19 protein-coding genes are annotated in these 21,304 nt (G+C 60.9%); 9 read left to right on the top strand and 10 right to left on the bottom strand.

Features of this window, described 5'->3' with window-relative positions; translation table 11 throughout:
- Positions 1-79: 79 nt before the first annotated feature.
- The 4 genes from VL197_16580 (at position 80) to VL197_16565 (ending at position 5,367) form a co-directional block, all read left to right on the top strand.
- Positions 80-625: a lipid-binding SYLF domain-containing protein gene (locus tag VL197_16580; GenBank protein ID HUJ19604.1), complete on the top strand. Its 546-nt coding sequence runs from the start codon at positions 80-82 to the stop codon at positions 623-625.
- 304 nt (positions 626-929) lie between these two features.
- The gene (locus VL197_16575) at positions 930-3,128 is read left to right on the top strand and encodes an ankyrin repeat domain-containing protein (GenBank protein HUJ19603.1); all 2,199 of its coding nucleotides are present in this window, start codon (positions 930-932) and stop codon (positions 3,126-3,128) included.
- 296 nt (positions 3,129-3,424) lie between these two features.
- Positions 3,425-5,230 (top strand): DNA polymerase/3'-5' exonuclease PolX, encoded by a 1,806-nt coding sequence (gene polX, locus VL197_16570; protein ID HUJ19602.1) that lies wholly within the window; start codon positions 3,425-3,427, stop codon positions 5,228-5,230.
- Positions 5,227-5,367 carry a hypothetical protein gene (locus VL197_16565; protein ID HUJ19601.1) on the top strand — a complete coding sequence of 47 codons (141 nt, stop codon included), beginning with the start codon at positions 5,227-5,229 and terminating at the stop codon, positions 5,365-5,367. Before polX ends, VL197_16565 begins: the two co-directional genes overlap by 4 nt.
- On the opposite strand, the gene VL197_16560 is transcribed toward VL197_16565, so the two are convergent.
- The 10 genes from VL197_16560 to VL197_16515 form a co-directional block, all read right to left on the bottom strand.
- Positions 5,360-5,998 carry a CBS and ACT domain-containing protein gene (locus VL197_16560; GenBank protein ID HUJ19600.1) on the bottom strand — a complete coding sequence of 213 codons (639 nt, stop codon included), beginning with the start codon at positions 5,996-5,998 and terminating at the stop codon, positions 5,360-5,362. The genes VL197_16565 and VL197_16560 overlap by 8 nt on opposite strands.
- Positions 5,999-6,127: 129 nt before the next feature.
- A complete protein-coding gene (locus VL197_16555; GenBank protein ID HUJ19599.1) occupies positions 6,128-6,832 on the bottom strand; it encodes an ABC transporter ATP-binding protein in 705 nt (234 codons plus the stop codon).
- A complete protein-coding gene (locus VL197_16550) occupies positions 6,825-7,562 on the bottom strand; it encodes an ABC transporter ATP-binding protein (protein ID HUJ19598.1) in 738 nt (245 codons plus the stop codon). The genes VL197_16555 and VL197_16550 overlap by 8 nt, the downstream gene beginning before the upstream one ends.
- Positions 7,559-8,626: a branched-chain amino acid ABC transporter permease gene (locus tag VL197_16545; GenBank protein ID HUJ19597.1), complete on the bottom strand. Its 1,068-nt coding sequence runs from the start codon at positions 8,624-8,626 to the stop codon at positions 7,559-7,561. The genes VL197_16550 and VL197_16545 overlap by 4 nt, the downstream gene beginning before the upstream one ends.
- A 146-nt stretch (positions 8,627-8,772) precedes the next feature.
- The gene (locus VL197_16540) at positions 8,773-9,639 is read right to left on the bottom strand and encodes a branched-chain amino acid ABC transporter permease (protein ID HUJ19596.1); all 867 of its coding nucleotides are present in this window, start codon (positions 9,637-9,639) and stop codon (positions 8,773-8,775) included.
- 240 nt (positions 9,640-9,879) lie between these two features.
- Positions 9,880-11,037 (bottom strand): ABC transporter substrate-binding protein, encoded by a 1,158-nt coding sequence (locus VL197_16535; protein ID HUJ19595.1) that lies wholly within the window; start codon positions 11,035-11,037, stop codon positions 9,880-9,882.
- A gap of 188 nt (positions 11,038-11,225) precedes the next feature.
- Positions 11,226-11,966, bottom strand: coding sequence for a succinate dehydrogenase/fumarate reductase iron-sulfur subunit (locus VL197_16530; protein HUJ19594.1), 741 nt, complete (start codon positions 11,964-11,966; stop codon positions 11,226-11,228).
- Between the two features lie 211 nt (positions 11,967-12,177).
- Positions 12,178-14,091, bottom strand: coding sequence for a fumarate reductase/succinate dehydrogenase flavoprotein subunit (locus VL197_16525; GenBank protein HUJ19593.1), 1,914 nt, complete (start codon positions 14,089-14,091; stop codon positions 12,178-12,180).
- A 138-nt stretch (positions 14,092-14,229) separates the two neighbouring features.
- A complete protein-coding gene (locus VL197_16520; GenBank protein HUJ19592.1) occupies positions 14,230-14,904 on the bottom strand; it encodes a succinate dehydrogenase cytochrome b subunit in 675 nt (224 codons plus the stop codon).
- A 77-nt stretch (positions 14,905-14,981) separates the two neighbouring features.
- On the bottom strand, positions 14,982-16,367 hold the full coding sequence (locus VL197_16515) for a class II fumarate hydratase (GenBank protein HUJ19591.1): 1,386 nt from the start codon (positions 16,365-16,367) through the stop codon (positions 14,982-14,984).
- A gap of 214 nt (positions 16,368-16,581) precedes the next feature.
- Here VL197_16515 and VL197_16510 point away from each other — a divergent pair, with 214 nt between their 5' ends.
- The 5 genes from VL197_16510 to VL197_16490 all read left to right on the top strand — a co-directional run.
- Complete coding sequence (locus tag VL197_16510) at positions 16,582-18,006, top strand: NAD-dependent malic enzyme (protein HUJ19590.1); 1,425 nt, start codon at positions 16,582-16,584, stop codon at positions 18,004-18,006.
- Between the two features lie 67 nt (positions 18,007-18,073).
- The gene (locus VL197_16505) at positions 18,074-19,345 is read left to right on the top strand and encodes a Glu/Leu/Phe/Val dehydrogenase (GenBank protein ID HUJ19589.1); all 1,272 of its coding nucleotides are present in this window, start codon (positions 18,074-18,076) and stop codon (positions 19,343-19,345) included.
- A gap of 46 nt (positions 19,346-19,391) precedes the next feature.
- Positions 19,392-19,964: a nitroreductase family protein gene (locus VL197_16500; GenBank protein ID HUJ19588.1), complete on the top strand. Its 573-nt coding sequence runs from the start codon at positions 19,392-19,394 to the stop codon at positions 19,962-19,964.
- A 670-nt stretch (positions 19,965-20,634) separates the two neighbouring features.
- Positions 20,635-20,802, top strand: a complete 168-nt coding sequence (locus VL197_16495) for a DUF1059 domain-containing protein (protein ID HUJ19587.1) — start codon at positions 20,635-20,637, stop codon at positions 20,800-20,802.
- A gap of 208 nt (positions 20,803-21,010) precedes the next feature.
- Positions 21,011-21,304 (top strand): co-chaperone GroES family protein (locus VL197_16490; protein ID HUJ19586.1); only part of this gene is annotated, 294 nt, incomplete at its 3' end.

Below are 21,304 nucleotides of genomic sequence, written 5' to 3'. Positions count from 1 at the left end.
TGCGCGGAAGGACACCGGGCAGCTCAAAGACGAGTCACAGGACCTTGTTCAAAGCTCAGCCGCCACGTTCGGCAGTTTCATGACGGACAGGGAATTCACCTGGTTCCATGAAAACCTGAGCAAGGCAAAGGCGCTGCTGATCTTCCCGAAGATCATCAAGGCGGGATTCTTCTGGGCAGGCTCGGGCGGGAACGGTGTGCTGGTCGTCCGGGACGAGCGGACCGGAGAATGGAGCCAGCCTGTGTTTTACTCGATCGGGTCGGTCAGCTTCGGTCTCCAGATCGGCGCTGAGGATGCCGAGGTGATCATGTTCGCCATGAGCAGGAAGGCGATCGATTCGCTCTATGCTTCTTCCTTCAAGTTCGGAGCGGAAACGTCTGTTGCCGCAGGGCCGCGCGGCCTGGGCGCGAAAAAAGTGCTGACGGCGGACTTCATCTCCTTTGCCAAGGCGCGGGGCCTGTACGCAGGGCTGGACCTGGAGGGCTCGGGTATCATGGTCCGGGATGACCTGAACAGAGCCTACTACGGAAAAGAACTGCGACCGATCCAGATCATCCTGGAACGGACCGTAAGCAATGAGCATTCAAGAACGCTCCTGGATGCGCTGAAAAAGGCGGGAAAGTGATCCCGCCGCAAAGCGCGATTTCATACCATTCCATCCGGCATGCCCCGCATGCAAGAAGGGAGATCCCGGCAACCGAGTTCCGGGATAGTCCGCAAGATCAACAAACATGGCCGGGATCACCTCGCGGCCTTGTTTTTTTCGCCCTCTCCAGCATGCCCTTTCGGCTGCCTTGAGCAACTGCTATTTCGATTTGCGCAGAAGCCTTTCTTCTGTTAAACTTCGGTTGACTTACGTATGAAGCCAGTGGCCGCCGTTCCTCGGCGGGTAGCCATCCAATTTCAGCGCGCAATCCGGAGCTGGACCCATGGAAGAAAAAACAGCTGGTTCGAACAAGGGATACCAGAAACAGGTCAAGAAGGAAGTGGCGCAGCCGAAGCCGAAGAAGAACGTCACGCCCGATTACTCTTCTCCGCTGGCGAAGAAGTGGCCCGCCCTCATTGAAGCGATCGAGAAGGGCGATGCCGGGGCCGTCCAAAAGCTGATTGAAGAGGGCCTCAATGTGAACCTGGCGCGCTCCGGCGTCACGCCGCTGATGGTCGCCGCTTCGAAAGGCCAGGAAGAGATCGCCCGGGTCATCATCGAGGCCGGCGTGAACATCAACGAGAAGAATGATGACGGATGGAACGCACTGCACAAGGCGGCTCATGACCAGCCGGGCACCGGGATCGTCGAGCTCCTGCTGGAATCAGGCATCGACAGCGAAGCAAAGGACCGCTCCGGCAAGACCGCGCTCATGCTGGCCGAGGAGCGGAAGCACGGTGACATCGTACGCGAGATCAAGAAACACCAGGGACAGTTGCAGACCGACGCCAAGGAGTGGACGGCATTCCTGCACACGGCCGAGGGAAAACCCTTTCGGCTGAAGGGGCGACTCGATACGTTAACCTCCTACACGCCTCTGTGGTGGCTGCCCCTTGCAGCTCTGGGCGGCGCCGGACTTGTCGCCGGTTTTTTTCTCGGCATGGTGAGGTCAGTCGTCGTTGGAGCGATAGCAGGCCTTCTGGTTGTCGCCGGCTACTATCTGCGGATGACGATGCTCCGGAAGTATCTCGAAAAGGTCGGGCCCCTGCCTGAGCTGGATATCCACCTGCTGCGCCAGAAGAGGAGGACCGGGGAGCCGATCATGGCCCCGGGAGCGCGCAGGATACCGGAGGCCGCCGATGAACTGTTGCCGGCATCACCGGATCTGTCGGAGGGCTCATCCCCGTCCGAAACAGGTGTATTGACCGCATCTGTTGAAGATGCGGAACTTCGGGCGCCATCCGGGTTTTTCAGGAAAGTAGACCTGAAGAACGTCGTGTTCGCGGGGCTCGCGATCGTCCTTATCGCCCTCCTTGCCTTTGCCGCGGTGAAAAAGGAATCCCTCGCGAAGTGGTATTTCACGAAAAAGCTGCAGCACAGGGGCATTCCCCTTACCGGGCGGGCGTTCCTGGATGCGGTGTCGAAGAATGACGGGGAGGCGCTGGAACTGTTCATCAAGGCCGGTATCGCGGGCGACGCGACGAACGATAAGGGGCAGACAGGGCTCATCATTGCCGCCGAACAGGGACATGCGGAACACCTCCACCAACTCGTCAGGCTGACCCCTGCCCTGCTCGATCAGCCGGATGCGAGCGGAATGACGCCCCTGATGACGGCTGCGTACAACGGCCATGAAGAATTCGTCCAGTCACTCGTGGAGTCCGGCGCGGATGTCAACCATATCGTCCAGGGTCAGGAGGGCGCGGCCTCTGCACTGCAGGCTGTGCTGGACGCCCCCGATTTTCAGGAAGAGCATTTGCGGATCATGCAATATCTCCTGCAAAAAGGAGCCGATGTGAAGGGGCGGAACGCTGCGGGCCGTTTCCCCCTGCAGTTTGCCGCTGCTCATGACCGCCTTGAGGCCGCGATGGAGCTCAGGGAAAAAGGGGCGGACGTGAATGATGCCGATCTCAGGGGGGAGACAGCCTTGCGGGTGGCCGCCTGCAGCGGATACACGGATTTCATCACGTTCCTCATAGACCAGGGGGCTGACGTGAAGACCGCGACCGCCGACGGTCAGACCCCGCTCATGTGCGCCGCCCATGAGGGCCATGTTGACAGCGTTACAGCGCTCATCGCCAGGGGAGCGGACATCAACGCAAAGGCCGCGCAGGGATCGACGGCCTTGACCGAAGCCTCTCTGGCCGGCAACGGGGAGATCGTAAAACTGCTTTTGGAGAAGGGGGCGGACCCCGGCTCTGGATATGTTCCTGAGCCGTACCGGGCCCTGAAGGGGAGCGTTGTTGCGATCAATGTAAAAAGGAGGGCAATGCGTGATGTGCTGAAGCGCATCGCCGATGCCGCCGCCCAGGACGGCTACACGATCAAATATGATCCAGCCCTGAATCAGAAAACCACACTGGCGGTGAGAGCACCGTGGAACGTGGTCCTGAACAAGCTGGCGAATAAAGATCATTTGTTCCTGCTCATCAAGGAAAAAGAGGTCCAGATCGTACCTTTTCATACGCCGGTGATCAGGTAAAGGCCTGAATGGTCCACGGGACCTGCAGCCTGCCTGCCCGATAGCGAATGCCCCTTCCAGTACAAGACTCCCTCCCCTTGCCAGATAGACGCTCCCCGGCGAATAATGTACCGCTCCGTCACGTCCTTGCGGACGCAAAGAGTAGCACGCCCGGCCTCGAACTCCCGCCCGACATTGGGGGGCGTTCGCGAGCCTGCGAAGAGGCCGGGGAATACTTCTCCGGCTCTTTTACGGTGATACAATAGAGTCAGGAGATGAGTTTTACCGGATCATCAGCGGCTAACAAGAAGGCAGCCATGAAAAACCAGCAGATCGCGAATATATTCACCGAGATCGCCGAACTCCTCGAGCTGAAGGGCGAGAATGTGTTCCGCATCCGCGCCTACCGGAGGGCCGCGCAGAACATGGACGGACTGTCACGGGACGTCGCCGCCCTGTCCCGGGAGGAGCTGGAATCCATTCCTGGCATAGGCAAGGACCTCGCCGGCAAGATCCATGAGTATCTGGACACGGGGAAGATCGCAAAGCATGAGGAACTGAAACAAGAGATCCCCGGGGGCGTGCTGCAGCTCTTGAGCGTGCCCGGGCTCGGACCGAAGAAGGCGAAGATGCTGTTCGACAGGCTCAAGGTCACGAGCGTCGAAGAACTCGCAGCGGCGATCGACCAGGGCAGGCTGGCGGGCCTGCCGGGCATCCAGAAGAAGACGGTAGAGAACATTCTGAAGGGGATCGACCTGATCAGGCGGGGCACGGAACGCACGCCGCTGGGCCGCGCGCTGCCGCTTGCCCGGGACATTGTCGCACGCATGAAGGAGGGCTCGCCCGTTGACCGGATCGAGATTGCCGGGAGCATCAGGCGATGGAAAGAGACGGTGAAGGACATCGACATCCTTACCACGTCGAAGAGACCCGAGGCCGTGATGGACGCATTCGTGAAGCTTCCGCACGTCAGCCGCGTGCTGGCCCAGGGCGAGACGAAATCATCGGTCATCACCGATGACGGCATCCAGGTGGACCTCCGGGTGGTCGGCGAGGATTCGTTCGGCGCCGCGCTCCAGTATTTCACGGGCGGCAGGCAGCATAATATCAGGCTCCGAGAGATGGCCGTGCGCAAAGGCCTCAAGATCAACGAGTATGGCGTGTTCAGGGAGCCGGGCGAGACGAGGGTGGGCGGGAAAAAAGAAGAGGATATCTACAAGGCGCTCGGTCTGCTCATGATGACGCCGGAACTCCGGGAGGACACGGGCGAGATCGAGGCGGCGCTCGCCGGCCGTCTTCCTGACCTAGTGGCGCTTGCGGATATCAGGGGCGATCTTCACGTGCATACGAACTGGTCCGACGGGAGCCACGACCTCGACACCGTCACCGAGGCCGCCAGGAAAAAGGGATACGAGTACATCGCCGTCACGGACCACACAAAGGGTCTCGGCGTTGCTCACGGCCTCGATGAAAAGAGGCTCACCGACGAGATCAGTCTGATCGATGACGCGAACAGGCGTCTTTCCGGATTCAAAATCCTGAAGGGCACCGAGATCGACATCCGCTCCGACGGCAGGCTTGACCTTCCCGATGACGTGCTGGAACGGCTGGACATCGTCGTGGCCTCGGTCCATTCCGGGCTCGGCCAGACGCAGGACCAGATCACGAAGCGGATCCTTTCAGCGATCAGGAACCCGCAGGTGAGCGTGATCGCCCATCCGACCGGCAGGCTGATCGGAGAGCGCGACGCTTATGCCGTGGACATGGAGGCGGTGCTCCGGGAGGCCGCGAAGTACGGCGTTGCCATGGAGATCAATGCCTATCCGCTCAGGCTCGATCTGAACGATCTGCATGCCAGGATGGCGACAGGGTACGGCGTGCCGTTGGTGATCAGCACGGACGCGCACATCGCGAGCCAGTTCGACAACATGGTCTACGGCGTGGCGACTGCGAGAAGAGGATGGGTCGGGAAGAAAGACGTGCTGAACTCTCTGCCTTATGATGAGCTCAGGGAACGACTCTGGGCCATGCGGGAGAAGAAGTCGGCCCGTGCAGAGGGGGTCAGCGGCCTGGCGCAGACGCCGCCGACAGCCCGGAAAGAAAAGAGAAAGAACAGGGCATGAAAACCCGATCGGCCTTCTTCCCCGTGCGCCGGCGACACGCGAACGGGAAGAGGCCGGAAGCCGGCAATCCGGCCTCTCCGCCCGAGAAGGCAGGAACCGGCGCGTGCTCCGTCGTGACGATCGTCATCCCTACCTGATATCGCAGGGCCGGTAGCGTTCCTCGAGTTCCGCCTCGAGCTTCTTGAAATCTCCCTTGCCCTTGGCCCTGATCACCACCCGCCGGTAGCCTTCCTTTACCCCCTCGTAGGAGGTGAGGATTCCCTGGAGCCGGAAGCCGTGTTTCCTGATGACATCCGCCACGTCCTTGATCGTGCCCGCCCGGTCCCCGATCATGACGCATACGCGGTGGCCGCCGTGGCGCACGCCGGTGATGTCCACGAGGGCCCGGAAGATGTCCTTGTCGGTGATGATGCCGACAAGCCGCTCCTCTTCCAGCACGGGCAGGCAGCCGATGTTCCGGTCCAGCATGATCATGGCGGCCTCCTCCACGGGAGCGTCGGGGCCCGTCGTGGTCACCTTCGTCTTCATGATGTCCCGGACCTTCGTTTTTGCCAGCAGGTAGTGGAGCTCGTAAATGTCGAGGGCCGTGGCCTTGGAAGGGCTGAATTCCTTGATGTCCCGGTCGGACAGGAGCCCCTTGAGCCTGTTGTTCTTCATGACCGGCAGGTGCCTGATCTTATGCTCCTTCATCATCGAGATCGCATCGGAAAGGTAATCGTCGTGGTCAAGGATGATGACCTTCTCGGTCATCCAGTCTGATACGAACATGGGTCACCTCCGGCGGAAATGGCAAATTCAAAATCTCAAAATCCAAACCGCGCTCGAAATGGAATGTAAAAAAGCGTTCATGCGGGTTTGCTCGGGATTTCGACGTGCGAACTTCGATCACGGCGTCCGTCACATTCCCAGATAGGCTTTTCTCACGTGCTCGTTGTCCAGCAGGACCTCGCCCCGGTCCTCGAGCACCACCCTGCCCGTTTCGAGCACGTAGCCGCGTCCCGCGATCTTGAGCGACTGAAACACATTCTGCTCCACCAGCATGACCGTCACGCCCTGCTCCCGGATCCGGTCGATGATCTCGAAAATCGACTTCACCAAGAGAGGGGAGAGTCCGAGCGACGGTTCGTCGAGCAAGAGCAGCGTCGGATCGCCCATGAGTCCCCGCGCGATGGCCAGCATCTGCTGCTCGCCGCCGGACATGGTCCCGCCCAGCTGCTTTTCCCGCTCCTTCAGCCGCGGGAACAGCGCGAACGCCCTGCTTATGTTCTCGCTGCGCTTTTTTCGCGCCCTGCCGCCGTAGGAGCCCATCCTGAGATTCTCGATGACCGACATCTGCGGGAAGATCCTCCTGCCTTCAGGCACCTGGACGATCCCGAGTTCGACCACCTCGTGGGCCTCCAGCCCGGCCAGGTCGACTCCCTCGAAGGTGATGCGGCCAGCGCCGCGCGGCACCAGGCGCGAGATGTTCTTGAGGAGCGTGGATTTGCCCGAACCGTTCGTCCCCACGACCGTGACGATCTCCCCTTCGTGCACCTCGAGGCTCACGTCCCACAGGACCGGGAGGTCGCCGTAGCTGAAGCTCAGGTTCTCCACTTTAAGCATTGCCGGCTCCGAGATAGGCCTGGATCACGGCGTCGTTCGAAACGACCTCCTGGGGATTTCCCTCGACGAGCTTCTCGCCCGAGTTCAGGACCACGATCCGGTCGGAGATGCGCATGATCGCCCGCATATTGTGTTCGATGACGATTTGGGTGATGCCGAGCTTTTTGATGTTGAGGATCAGTCCGATGATCTCCTCGCTTTCGGCCGGGTTGAGCCCGCCCATGACCTCGTCCAGCAGCAGCAGCTTGGGCCGGGTGGAAAGGACACGGGCCACTTCCAGTTTCTTGCGCTCGCCGATGGGCAGGCAGCCCGCGAGGTCGCCGGCCCGGTGGTCGAGCCCGACGGTCCTGACCTGCTCCATGGCCATCGCGCGGGCCTTCGTGAGGGAATTGGTGCGGCACAGGGCGCCGACCATGACGTTGTCCACGACGGTCATCTTGGCGAGCGGCCGCACCTTCTGCCAGGTGCGCGCCATGCCGAGCTTGCACACGGCATCCGGGTGCAAGCCGTTCATGCGCCTGCCGTCGAAGACGATCTCCCCCCGGGATGGAGGATAATAACCCGTGATGCAGTTGAACAGCGTAGTCTTGCCCGCGCCGTTCGGGCCGATCAGACCCAGTATCATGCCCTGGTCCACCGAGAAGGAGACGTTGGCATTCGCGGCCAGGCCGCCGAAGAACTTGCTGACGCGATTGATTTCGAGGATGACCGTCACGGTGTCTCCCTTCATTTGCACGACGCCTCGCTTCGTTTCCGTGCAGCGAACTTTCTGAGAAAGCCGAGAATTCCGTCGGGCATGAACAGGATCACGACGACCAGAAGGATGCCGTAGATCAGGACGTGGGCGTGCGACAGCTGCTCCTTCAGGAAAGAGCCGAACGCGGAATCCTCCCTGACCAGGCCGGAGTCGATCAGCGCCTGGGCGATGGCGTTGCTGCGCAGGGCTTCGGAGAACGGCACGAGCACCACGGCGCCGATCACCGGCCCGAACACGGTCCCTATGCCGCCGATGATGCAGATCATCACGATCTGGACCGACAGGTCGAGGGCCAGGACCGTGCCGGGATCGATGAACCCGACGTACAGCCCGTACAGGCTGCCGGCCAGCGAGGTGAATACCGCGGAAAGGGCCAGGGCCGCGTTCTTGTACAAGGTCAGGCTGATGCCGAGCGAGTGGGCCGCGTCCTGATCCTCGCGGATCGCCTGGAAGTAGTATCCCAGCTTCGAGTTCTGCACCAGGAAGGTCACGAGGATGGCCATGAGGACAATGACGAGCCCGGTGTAGTAGAAGGGAACCTTGGACAGGAAATCGGTGACGACCGTACCGCCGACGTTGAGCGGCGGGATCTCGGTGATCAGGATGCCTTCCGCGCCGTTCGTCAGGTCCTTCAGGTTCAGGGCCGAGACCCGGAAGATCTCGGCAACGGCGATAGAGGCCAAGACGAAATAGGGGCCGCGCAGACGGAAGCAGATCGAGCCGATGATAAGGCCGGTTGCCACGGCGACGGCAACGCCCGCCCAGGCGCCGTACCACGGCGCGATGTGACGGTACTGCAGCAGGGCCATGGTGGTGTAGGCCCCCACGCCGAAGTAGGCCGCGTGGCCCACGGAGTACTGGCCGGTGTATCCGCCCAGAATGTTCCAGCCCAGCCCCGTGATGACGCTGATGAAGATCAGGATCATGATATGGAGCGCGTAGGTGCTCGTCACGAACTTCGGTACCAGGAAGAGCGCCGCGATCGCGGCGATGCCAAGCACGAGCGGAAGAGTGCTGATGCCCCGTATGTTGTTCAAAAATCTCTTCATGTTAAGATGGCCGAATAGTATTGCTGAACCACGAAGATCACGAAGAAACGCGCGGCGCGGGATTTATCATGAACGCCCGTCTTCGTTGCCCCCTCGCGCATGTCGCGGTAACGTTTTCCACTTCCCTGATGCGATCAATCCTTCGAGGTTCCCAGGAGGCCCGAGGGCTTGAACAGGAGCACCAGCAGAAACAGGATGAACACGATGACATCCTTCCAGCCCGATCCCAAATAAACGCCGCCCACGGACTCGGCCACGCCGATGAGCACGCCGCCGAGGGTCGCGCCGACGATGCTGCCCATGCCGCCGAGCACGGTGATCACGAAGGCCTTCAGCGTGAAGACGCTTCCCACCTGCGGGAAGATGTAGTAGGTGGGCGAGATCAGCGCCCCGGCCGTGGCCGCCAGGGCAGTCCCGATCCCGAAGGCGATGATGGACATGCGCTTGACATTGATCCCCATCAATTGCGCCGCTTCGCGGTCCTGGGCCGTCGCCCGGATCGCCTGGCCGCTGTCGGTCCGGTACAGGAACCAGTACAGGGCCGCGGTAATGGCAACGGTGATGCCAAAGGATACCATGAGCGGCTCCGAGAGGGAGATCCCGGCGATGGTGACGCTGCCGGATGAATAGGAGGTCGACAGGATCTTGTAGTCCGACGTGAAGGCCAGCATGACCGAGTTGCTCATGACTAGCCCCATGCCGATGGTCAGCAGGATCTGGTTCTGGGGCAGGGCGTTGAGGGCGCGGTTGATGAAGACCTTCTGCAGCAGGGCGCCGTACAGGAACATCAGCGGGGCGGTTATTACGATGGAGACAAAGGGATCGATGTGGAACAGCGTGAACAGAAAATAGGTGACGTACATGCCGAGCATGAGGAGGTCGCCGTGGGCGAAGTTGATGACCCGCATCACGCCGAAAATGATCGTCAGTCCGATGCCGATCAGCGCGTAGACGCCGCCGATCAGGATGCCGCTGATCAGAGATTGGAAAAAGACCGCCATGGATATCCTAACCCGGACAAGCCCCGATGCTTGGGACAGGGCGGAAATGAAATTCACCCGAAAAGTACCTTGACACTGATGAGAGCCGATAAAGAGAGATGATAGATCGTGATCCGCAGGGGACTCTTCGGATCTTATCTGTGTCAAGGGAACTTTTTTACTGCATGATCGCGAGGCATTTCGTTCGCAGGTATCTATAAAAAAGGGGCGGGTGTGAAACCCGCCCCTGCGCATGCAGCGCTACTTCTTCCAGCCCGGGAAGGGCCAGATGGGTTTCTTGACCGCTTCCTTGAGCGGCCACACGGTCTCGTGCTGTCCGTTCTGCACCTGCTCGACCAGCATAACGGCCTTGCGCTGGTTCTGGTAGCCTTCGTAATCCTGGAAGCGCACCTCGCCGAGGATGCCGTTCCACTTTCCCGTGTCGAGCGCTTCCCGGGTCTTTTCCCGGTCGCCGCCTGCGGCCGCCGCAGCCTGTCCCATGATCATCATGGACTCGTAGGCGCAGGCCGCATGGTAGGTGGGCGGTTTGCCGAACTGCTTCTCGTAGCGCTTAAACCATGCCTTGGAATTTCCCCACGGCGCGTCCTCCGTCCATTGCGTCGAGGAGAAGACGCCGTTACTGATCTCCTTCTCCTGAGCGAACTGAGCCACCGAGAACCCCGCGCCCGCGCCGAGGAAGGCCATGGGAGTGAGCCCGATCTCGCGCGATTGACGCATCAGCAGAATGGCATCGGCCACATAGGAGACCATGAACACGAGGTCGGGGTTCGTTGCCTTGACCTTGGCGAGCGTGGAGCGGTAATCCGGCGAGCCCTTGGAATAGGCCTCCTCGAAGACCACCTTGATGCCCTTCTGCTCGGCGATAGCTTTGGCGCTCTTCGCGCCTGAAACGCCGAAGTCGGTGTTCTCGTTCAGGATGGCGATGGTTTTCGGCTTGCCGAGCGTCGTGGCGAGATCGATCAGAACGCCGGCGTAATCGCTGGTGGTGCCCGAGACGCGGAATGTCCATTTCAGGCCCTGCCGCGTGATCTCCTCCTTCGAGGCCGCGGGTACGATGAGGGGGACCTTGTAGCGCTCCGCCAGCTTGGCGTCCGCGTTGGCCGTGGCCGACGTATAGGGACCGACGATGCCGACGACGTTATCCCGCGTGGCAAGCTTCTCGAATGCAGCGAGGGACTTGTCAGGCTTTCCCGTGTCGTCTTCCTTGACAAGGTCGACGTCGATGCCCTTCTTCTTCAGGTCCTCGATCGCCAGGGTGACGCCGTTCGTGAGGTTCTCGCCGATGGGGGCCTCGGGGCCGGTGATGGAATTGATGAACCCGAGTTTCAGTGGTGCGCCGATGGCAGCGGCCGGAACGGCAACGATCACAGTCAGAATCCAGATAAGCAGTCGTTTCATGGTATCCTCCCTTTTCAGAACTAGTTCGTTGGAATCTTCAGGACGAGCACTGATATTGTATCACAACAGCCCGCGACACGCGCTTGAGAACCCTCAATCGTTAAGAATCCAAACGCCAAAGCACGTTCATCTGGCCTATCCAAATTCTCTCACAACGCTCTGCAACGAACGTTGAATGTGTGGTCCCTTTACGGCATCTGTGACTTGATGAACTCCCGCTCCAGCTTCGCGATGAATTTCACCTGGATCCCCTTGGGGCAGACGGCCTCGCATTCATAATGGTTGCCGCAGTTGCCGAATCCCTGTTTGAGCATCTCCGCGGTCATGACGCAGACGCGCTGGCCTGCTTCGACCCGTCCCTGAGGAAGCGCGGCCAGGTGCGAAACCTTGGCGGCGGTGAAGAGCATGGCGGACCCGTTCGGGCAGGCCGCCACGCAGGCGCCGCAGCCGATGCACTCGGCGGCGTCCATCGCCGTGTCCGCATCGTGCTTCGCGATCAAGACCGCGTTGCCGTCGGGTACGCCGCCCGTATTGACCGAGACGTAGCCGCCCGCCTGGATGATCCGCTCAAAGGCGCCGCGGTCCACGATCAGGTCCTTGATGACCGGGAAAGCGCGGGCGCGGAACGGCTCGATGTAGATCGTATCGCCGTCCTTGAAGTGGCGCATATGGAGCTGGCAGAGGGTCGTCTTCTTCCGCGGGCCGTGCGGGACGCCGTTCACGGCCTGGCCGCACATGCCGCAGATACCCTCCCGGCAGTCGCTGTCGAAGGCAATGGGGTCCTCGCCTGTCTTTACCAGCTCTTCGTTCACGACGTCGAGCATTTCGAGGAAGGACATGTCCTGCGAGATGTCCTGAGCCCGGTACTCGACGAGGCGCCCTTGGTCGCCGCGTTTCTTCTGCCGCCAGACGTATAGAGTGAGATTCATAGCATCCCCACCATGAAAAATCAGACACGGATCAACGCGGAGAAGAGATGACCGATTCTGCGTGAATCCCGCGACTTGCAATCCCCCGGCTCCTGCCGGGGGTAATGCGTCGTAGTCCGCGGGAGGTCGTGTTCATAAAGGGAGCCACCGGCTCCTGCCGGTGGGGGCTCCACTCCCCGGCTGCATCATGTCTGTTCCGAGCAAATCGATCCTACTTATAGCTTCTCACCGCCATGTGCGCGTGCTCGAACACGAGTGGTTCCTTGTGCAGCTCCGGCCGTCTGCCGGGACCCGTGTACTCCCAGGCGGAAACAAAACTGAAATGATCGTCGTCCCGCGTTGCCTCGCCGTCGGGTGTCTGGTGCTCGATACGGAAGTGGGCGCCGCAGGATTCGTCGCGTTCCAGGGCGTCGAGGGCCAGGAGCTCGGCGAACTCCAGGAAATCGGCGACGCGGCCGGCTTTTTCGAGCTCCTGGTTCAGGTCCGAGCCGCTCCCCGGGACCTTGATGTTCTCCCAGAACTCGGCCCTCAAGGCCGGGATCGCCCGCAAGGCCTCCTTCAGGCTCGCTTCGCTCCGCGCCATGCCGACGTTGTTCCACATGATCCGGCCAAGCTCGCGGTGGAACTCATGGGCGGTCTTCCTGCCGTTGATGGAGAGGAGTTTTTTCGTAAACGCCAGGACCTCGTCGCGCGACCGGCTGAATGCCGGATCGTCCGTCGTGACCGCAGCTGGCTTCACGCCGGCCAGATAATTTGCAATGGTGTAAGGGATGATGAAGTACCCGTCGGCCAGGCCCTGCATGAGGGCGCTGGCGCCGAGGCGGTTCGCGCCGTGGTCCGAGAAGTTGGCCTCGCCGAGAACGAAGAGTCCGCGCAGGTTGCTCTCCAGGTTATAGTCCACCCAGAGACCGCCCATGGCGTAGTGCAGGGCCGGATAGATCCTCATCGGTTGTTCGTAGGCGTTCTCCGCCGTGATGCGTTCGTACATCTCGAAGAGGTTGCCGTAGCGCTCCCGGATGACATCCTCCCCCAGCCGGTTGATGGCGTCGCTGAAATCGAGGTACACGCCCCTGCCGCCGGGACCGACCCCTCTTCCTTCGTCGCATACCTCCTTGGCGGCGCGGGACGTGACATCGCGCGCAGCAAGATTCCCGAAGGACGGGTATTTGCGCTCAAGATAGTAATCCCGTTCGGCTTCAGGGATGCTGGCCGGCGGACGGTCGTCTCCCGTTTTCTTCGGCACCCAGACCCTGCCGTCGTTCCGGAGCGACTCGGACATGAGCGTGAGCTTGGCCTGGTGGTCGCCGGTCACGGGAATGCAGGTGGGATGGATCTGGGTGTAGCAGGGGTTCGCGAAAAACGCGCCGCGCTTGTACGCCCGGTACGTGGCATTGACGCTCGACATGACCGAATTCGTCGTCAGAAAGTAGACATTCGAATAGCCGCCGGAGCACAGGCAGACCGCATCGGCGGCAAAGGACTCGATCCTTCCGGTCACCAGATCGCGCACCGTGATGCCCTTGGCCTCGCCGTTCACGACCACGAGGTCGAGCATTTCCGAGCGGGGATGGAGCGTGACCGAACCCGCCCTCACCTGGCGCGAGAGCGCGCCGTAGGCGCCGAGCAGGAGCTGCTGGCCTGTCTGGCCGCGCGCGTAGAAGGTCCGCGAGACCTGGGCGCCGCCGAAGGAGCGGGTCGCAAGGTAGCCGGCATAGTCGCGCGCAAAGGGCACGCCCTGGGCCACGCACTGGTCGATGATGTTCACGGAAAGCTGGGCGAGCCGGTACACGTTCGCCTCGCGCGACCGGAAGTCCCCGCCCTTGATCGTGTCGTAGAACAGGCGCTCAACGCTGTCGCCGTCGTTGGGATAGTTCTTGGCCGCGTTGATGCCGCCCTGGGCCGCTATGCTGTGGGCCCGGCGCGGGGAGTCCTGGACGCAGAAGATGTCCACGTTGTAGCCGAGTTCACCCAGGGACGCGGCCGCCGACGCGCCGGCAAGGCCGGTGCCGACAACGATCACGCGGTACTTGCGCTTGTTCGCCGGGTTGACCAGCTTCAGCTCGGCCCGGCGGTTGTCCCATTTCTCAGGGAACGGTCCTGCAGGTATTTTTCCGTCAAGGATCATGAGATCTCACCAATTCAAAAGCTGGAGCCGCTCAGGCTTACCCTGTTGCCAAGGCGCGGGCATAAACGAAGAGCGCGGGATTTTTTAATTCGAGAAGATGTGGTCTTCCTTTGCGTCCTCGCGGTAAATTTTGCTATCTCAGTTCAACAGTCCTATCAAAATGGTAACCGGGATCGCCGCATATCCCAGGAACAGGAGAACTGACGCGATGATGCCGGCTTTCGTGAAGAGGGGAAGCGTGCGCTCATTGTTCAGCCCCTCGGTCTGGACCGAGCTCTGGATGCCGTGATACAGGTGCAGCCCGAGTGCGAATACGCCGATCACATAGATTGCGGCGATGCCGGCATGATGGAAGTTCCCGACGACCATGGAGAGCACATCGGGCCTGCCGAGCGCGTCGGGATGCGTTTTGGCGGCGAGGCCGGGAACGATCGCCTGGAGCGTGAAGTGAAAGAGGTGAAAGAGGAGGAATGCCGCGATAACGATGCCGCTCCAGATCATGGTCCTCCCCGCGACGGAAGCGCTCCGGTAGTGCGTCACGGCATAGGCTTCCGGCTTCGCACCCCAGTTTTCCAGCTTCAACACAATGCCGTAATAGATATGAAGGGCGGCGGACAGGAGCAGCAGGGTACGCGACGACCAGAGCACGAGGATAAAGGGCCCGTGGCGGAGGCCGTCGGCGTAGGCATTGATGCCACCTGCGAAGATCGTGGTGTTCCCGAGCACATGCGCGGTCACGTAGAAGACCATGAACTGGCCGGTCGCGGCCATTGCGAGTTTTCGTCCGACGGTGGTTGTTGGCAGTAGCGTCATGGTTTTCCTGCAGGGGCAACCCTGCGCGAATGCCCGGTCAGGGCGGTTTTCAGGGGCAGCCCCTCGGGCATCGTTCTTTAGACCCCGCCCTTGGTCATGTTCCGCGGGTCGAGGATCCGGTCCAGTTCATTCTTCGGCAGATCGGTCATCTCCGCCGCGACGTCCTTGAGCGGCCGGCACTCCGCGTAGGCCTTCTTGGCGATCTGGGCGGCCTTGTCGTAGCCGATGACGGGGTTCAGGGCCGTGACCAGGATGGGGTTCCGGTCCAGCAGGCCCTCGATGCGTTCCCTGTTCACGGTAAAGCCCGCTATCGCCTTGTCCGCAAGGAGGCGGGCGGCATTTCCGAGCAGCGTGATGGACTGGAGGAGATTGAGCGCGATCACGGGCAGCATGACGTTCAGCTCGAAATTTCCCTGCTGGTTGGCGATGGTGATCGCCGCGTCGTTCCCGGTGACCTGGGCGCATACCATCATCATCATCTCGCACATCACAGGGTTCACCTTGCCCGGCATGATGCTCGAGCCCGGCTGGAGCGCCGGCAGGGAGATCTCGCCGAGCCCGGCAAGGGGGCCGCTGTTCATCCAGCGGAGGTCGTTCGCCATCTTCATGAACGACGATGCCGAAGCCTTCAAATGCCCCGAGAGCTCGACCGCGGTGTCCATGGTTGCCTGCGCAGCGAAGTGGTTGTCTGCCTCGACAAAGGGAAGTTTTGTCCTGCCCGCGAGCCGGCTTGCGACGATCCTGCCGAACTCTCCCGGGGCGTTGATTCCCGTGCCGACCGCCGTGCCGCCGATGGCGAGCTTTGCGAGGCGCGGAAGCGCGGACTCGATCCGTTCGATGCTCTGCTCCACCTGGTATGCCCAGCCGCTGATCTCCTGGCTGAGCTTCACGGGCATGGCATCCATCAGGTGGGTGCGCCCCGTTTTCACGACGTCGGAAAGGTCGGATTCGCGTTTCTTGAGCGTCGCGTGCAGGTGCCTGAATGCGGGCAGCAGCAGTTCGGATACTTCGATATACGCGCCGACGTGGATCGCGGCGGGGATCACATCGTTCGAAGACTGGCCCATGTTGACGTGATTGTTCGGATGGATCGCAGCGTCCTTCGTGCCGAGGAGCTGGTTCGCGCGGGCCGCGATCACCTCGTTGGCGTTCATGTTCGTCGAGGTGCCGGAGCCGGTCTGGAAGATGTCGAGGAGAAACTGGCCGTCCCATCTGCCCTCGGCCACCTCGAGGGCGGCCTGATGGATGGCCTGGGCAATGGCCGCGTCGAGCAGGCCGAGGCCGGCGTTCACCTCGGACGCTATCGCCTTGATCAGCCCGAGGGCGCTGATGAAAACGCGGGGGAAGCGGATGCCGCTCACGGGAAAGTTCAGGGCGGCGCGCTGCGTCTGTGCGCCGTACAAGGCGTCGGCAGGGACCTTCACTTCTCCGAGGGAGTCCTTTTCGATACGGAAGTCAGTCATAAGAGAACGATAGCGGTTTCGTCCTGTCTGCCTTCGGATGACAAAAGATTAGTCCTAATTATACACACTCTCCCCCGGTTTTGCATCGTATTTTTTTAAGCGGAAATCATCTCAAGCTGCGGTTGTCAACGGAAGAAGGCGGCTTTTTCCCGGTCGCCCATTGACCAAAGCGTAAATTGACCCTATAATCATAAATGAGGATAAGGAGATCATCATGGATACCGTGAAGAGATACGTGTGCAATCCCAGCCCGAGCTACAGCATCACGATCCGGGCAGAGATCGAGAACCGGATCGGCATGTTCGCCAAGATCGCCACGGCGATCAGCAGCGCGGGCGGGGACATGGGGGCGGTGGACATCGTGCGCGTCGAAAAGGGCAAGATCATCAGGGACATCACGGCGAACGCGCGCGATGAAGACCATGAAAAGGCCATTGTCCGCGCGATTCGGACGGTATCGGGCGTAAAGGTGCTCCGGGTGATGGACCGGACCTTCACGGCCCATGAAGGCGGGAAGATCGAGATTCGGGCGAAGCTTCCTGTGCGCGACAGCGCCGACCTGTCCAAGGTGTACACGCCCGGCGTGGCGCGGGTCTGCATGGACATTCACCAGAACAAGCAGCACGCCTACCGCTACACCATCAAGGGGAATGCGGTGGCCGTGGTATCCGACGGTACTGCCGTGCTCGGCCTGGGGGACATCGGGCCCGAGGCAGCTCTGCCGGTGATGGAAGGCAAGGCGATGATCTTCAAGGAGTTCGCGGGCATCGATGCCATTCCTATCGTGCTGGCAACAAAAAAAGTAGATGAGATCGTGGCAGCCGTGAAAGCAATCGCTCCGGGGTTCGGGGGCGTCAACTTGGAGGACATTTCGGCTCCGCGCTGTTTCGAGGTGGAGTCGCGGCTCCGCAGTCAGCTCGATATCCCGGTGTTCCATGATGACCAGCATGGAACGGCCGTTGTTGTCCTCGCCGCGCTGATGAACGTCTCCCGGCTGCTCAAACGGGATTTGAAGAAATTCAGGGTTGTCGTGGTCGGTGCAGGCGCGGCGGGTTCCGCCATTACCCGGATGCTTCTGTCTTCGGGCGTTAAGGATATCATCGTCTGTGACCGACAGGGGATTCTCGCGGCCGGCCTGAAAGGGAGCGAAAATGCGAACAAGCGGAACCTTGCGAGATTGACCAACCCGCGCAGGGTCAAGGGGAGCATCTCCGACGCGATGAGGAGTGCTGACGTGTTCGTTGGCGTGTCAGGGCCGAACGTGATCACCCCGGACGACGTCCGGAAGATGGCGAAAGACCCTGTGGTCTTCGCGCTTGCGAACCCGAACTCGGAGATCGCGCCCGAGGAGGCGCTGCCGCTGGTGCGGGTCATGGCGACGGGCCGCTCGGACTATCCGAACCAGATCAACAATATGCTCTGCTTCCCCGGCGTGTTCCGGGGGCTCCTGAACGTCCGCGCCACGGGCGTCAACGAAGAGGTCAAACTGGCGGCCGCCCGCGCGATCGCCCACATGATCGAGGACCGGGAACTGCATGAGGACTACATCGTCCCGAGCATCTTCGACCGGAACGTGGTCCATGCCGTGGCTGATGCCGTTGCAACTGCGGCGAAAAAGACCGGCCTCGCGCCGGAGTAAAATCAAGGGTTCGCAGTCCGGGGGAAGCGATACATGCCTGCTCCTGACCGTCCTACATTAGGTGTCCATGAACCGCGACCATGAACGGCTCCACCTCGACGAGAAAGACCTTCGCAGCCTGGCCATGACCGAGTTGCAGGCGATCTACGCCGAGCTGGGATTGTCCCGGGACGAGCTCGACCTCCTGTCCACGCCGCGCCGCTCCTTCACGGTCGGCTTTCCTGTCAAGCTGACCTCGGGCAAGACACGGATGTACACGGGCTACCGGGTGCAGTACAATGACGCGCGTGGTCCGGCGAAGGGCGGCATCCGGTTCCATCCCGAGCTGGACGAGGAGCACGCCCGCGAGCTCGCCCTGCTCATGGCGCTCAAGTGCGCGGTCGTGAACATCCCCTTCGGCGGCGCCAAGGGCGGCGTCGCCGTCAACCCACTGGAGCTTTCGCGGCTCGATCTCGAAAACGTGACGCGCGGGTATATCAGGGCCATCGCGGACTACATCGGCCCGTTCAAGGACATCCCCGCGCCGGACGTGTACACGGACGAGCAGATCATGGCATGGATCCTCGATGAGTACGAACGGATCAAGCGCGAGCACGTGCCGGCCGTGGTCACGGGCAAGCCGCCGGAACTGGGCGGGATCGCGGTCCGCAGATATTCGACCGCGCTCGGCGGGATCCATGTGCTGGAACAGGCGTTGAAGGCGCGGGGCGGAGCGGCCCGGGGGCTTCGCGTTGCCATCCAGGGCTTCGGCAACGTGGGCGAGCACGCTGCCCGCCTGTTCCATGAGAGGGGTTATAAGGTGATCGCCGTGAGCGATGTGAATGGCGGGATCCTGAATTTCAGCGGTCTCGACATCCCCGCCGTGGCGAGGCACCGGGAAAGCACCGGCAGCGTCTCCCGCTATCCGGAGGCAAAGCAAATCACGAACGCGGACCTGCTCAGCGTTGAATGCGATGTCCTGGTGCCCGCGGCGCTCTCCAACCAGCTGGACGCGGACGGCGCCCACGACGTGCAGGCGCAGATCGTCCTCGAGCTCGCGAATGCTCCGCTCACTGCCCAGGCCGACGAAATCCTGTTCAGCCGCGAGATCATGGTCATCCCCGACATCCTTGCCAATGCGGGAGGCGTGGTCGTCAGCTCCTTCGAATGGAGCCAGAACCTGAGCAACGATGCCTGGCCCGAAGTCAAGGTGCTCCGCGGGCTGGAGCAGTGCATGACGACGGCCTTCAATGACGTTCATGCCCTGTGCAAGGAGATCAAATGCCGGATGCGCAAGGCGGCCTACGAACTCGCGGTCAAACGGATCCTGCAAGCGGAGCGGTTGCGGGGTAATCTCTAAAAAATCATCATTATCGTATGGACTGCTTCATGAAAAGGAGAATGCCATGAACACGGTAATCGAAGCCATCAACCAGCGCCGTTCCATCAGGTCCTACGAGGCCAAACCCGTGCCCCGGAAAACCCTGGACGCCGTTCTCGCGGCCGGAAACGAGGCGCCGTCGGCCATGAACAGCCAGCCATGGAGGTTCGTCGTGATCGAGGACGGGGACGCGAAGCGGAAGCTGCTCAACGCGGCCCTGCCCCAGGCAAAAAAGATCACCGAGGGAGTGAAAGAGGTCGACCCCGAGCGGTACGAGATGATGAAGAAACGCTATGCCGAGCTGCCCGACCCGGTCTATTATTCGGCGCCTGCGGTCGTGTTCGTCATCGGCATCGGCAGGTATGCCGCCCATTCCTGCCCGCTCGCCTGCGAGAACATGATGCTTGCCGCACACGCGCTCGGACTGGGCAGCTGCTGGGTCGGCTTCGGCTCGATGGTCACAGAAGACGCCGAGGCGCGGAAGCTGCTCGACCTGAAGGACGACGAGACAATCTTCGGCCCCATCCTGCTCGGCTACCGGAAGGGAGAAGCGCCCAAACGGCCGGCCAAGAAGGAGCCGAAGGTAACGTGGATTTGATTCGCTCAGGAGCCCTGGCCGCCGATCTTTCCGCTGCAGGCTGCTGGCAGAAAAAGAGTTGGTCCGGATCTTCCTAATGAAAAGCACAATGGGATTCATTGCATTCGCCGCAGTCCTCCTGCTTCTGCTTTTTTTCCTCTCTTCGGGCAGAAAGGCTCCGGGCATTCCGGCCGACGTGCTGCACAGGGTCGTCACGACGGATGCCGCTTGTACGGAATGTCATGCGCCGGGGAAGGCGGCGCCGCTCAAGCCTTCCCACCCTCCCAAGGAACAGTGCTTGATCTGTCATCGGGTGAAAGGGTGACCATGATGCCGGGACGTGAACGAGCTACGGGTTGAGCGTCCCCATCAGGGTACAATGACCGTCTGGCAGCATGCGGCCTTGACTTCATGAAGTTCGGCCTGGCCATCCTCCTCCTGTTGTTTCTCTCTGCGAGGGCGTACACTTACTGCAAAATACCACCTTTGGCTTATTTACTATCTCTTTCCCATCTGCTATTTATAATTCTATAGAGGGTAGACATTACCGCGATCTTTATTTTGGTCAAGAAAGGTCAACTCCCTTCTTGAGGAGTGATAGACGTGCAATACGTCTGACCGTTGACCGTTTAGTTCATACTAGCTAGATGGGTAGTTAAAGTTCGATCTTTCGGGAAAGGAGGTGACCTGCATGGAAACGAAGCTGAAGAAGGTTGAATGTGATCCAAAATGTGGCTTCATGATCCAGAGCCACGACGAAAAGGAGATCGTCCAGATCGCAACTCAGCATGCAAAGAAATCACACAACATGACCATCTCGGAGAAAGATGTGAAAGAGATGATGAAGGATGCCGCATAGCTCAGGCAGCCGCAGGACATGCTGTCGCACGGGGCTTGGATATCCCAGGCCCTTTTTTGCTGCTCCCTCCTCTTGGTAATCCGGCCCGTGACACACTCCCTGGGAACACAGTCAGCGTCAGCCGCATCTCTCCACGCGCACGTGAGTCTCTTGGCCACAGAGAGAGTTGCTCTTGAAATAATGTGCAATCTCTGTATACTGCCTGTCTATGAAAACAAAAAAGAACCTGATTATCGTCGGAGACCGCGTGCTGATCGACCCTGACGAGGGCATGGACAAGACACCCTCGGGGTTGTATCTGCCGCCCACGGTCAAGGAAAAGGAGAAAATCATGGGCGGGCATGTTGTCAAGACCGGGCCGGGGTATGCGATCCCGGACTCTTCGCCTGTCGAGTCCTGGACCACGGGCAAGAAGGAGGTCAGGTACGTTCCGCTTCAGGCCGCGGATGGAGACTACGCGATCTTTCTTAAGGAGGCGGCCATGGAGATCGAATTCGAGGAG

The organism is Nitrospirota bacterium, assembly GCA_035516965.1.
Classification (GTDB): Bacteria; Nitrospirota; UBA9217; order UBA9217; family UBA9217; genus MHEA01.
The sequence above is the reverse complement of the archived record's forward strand: the minus strand, read 5'-3'. Positions and strand labels throughout refer to the sequence as shown.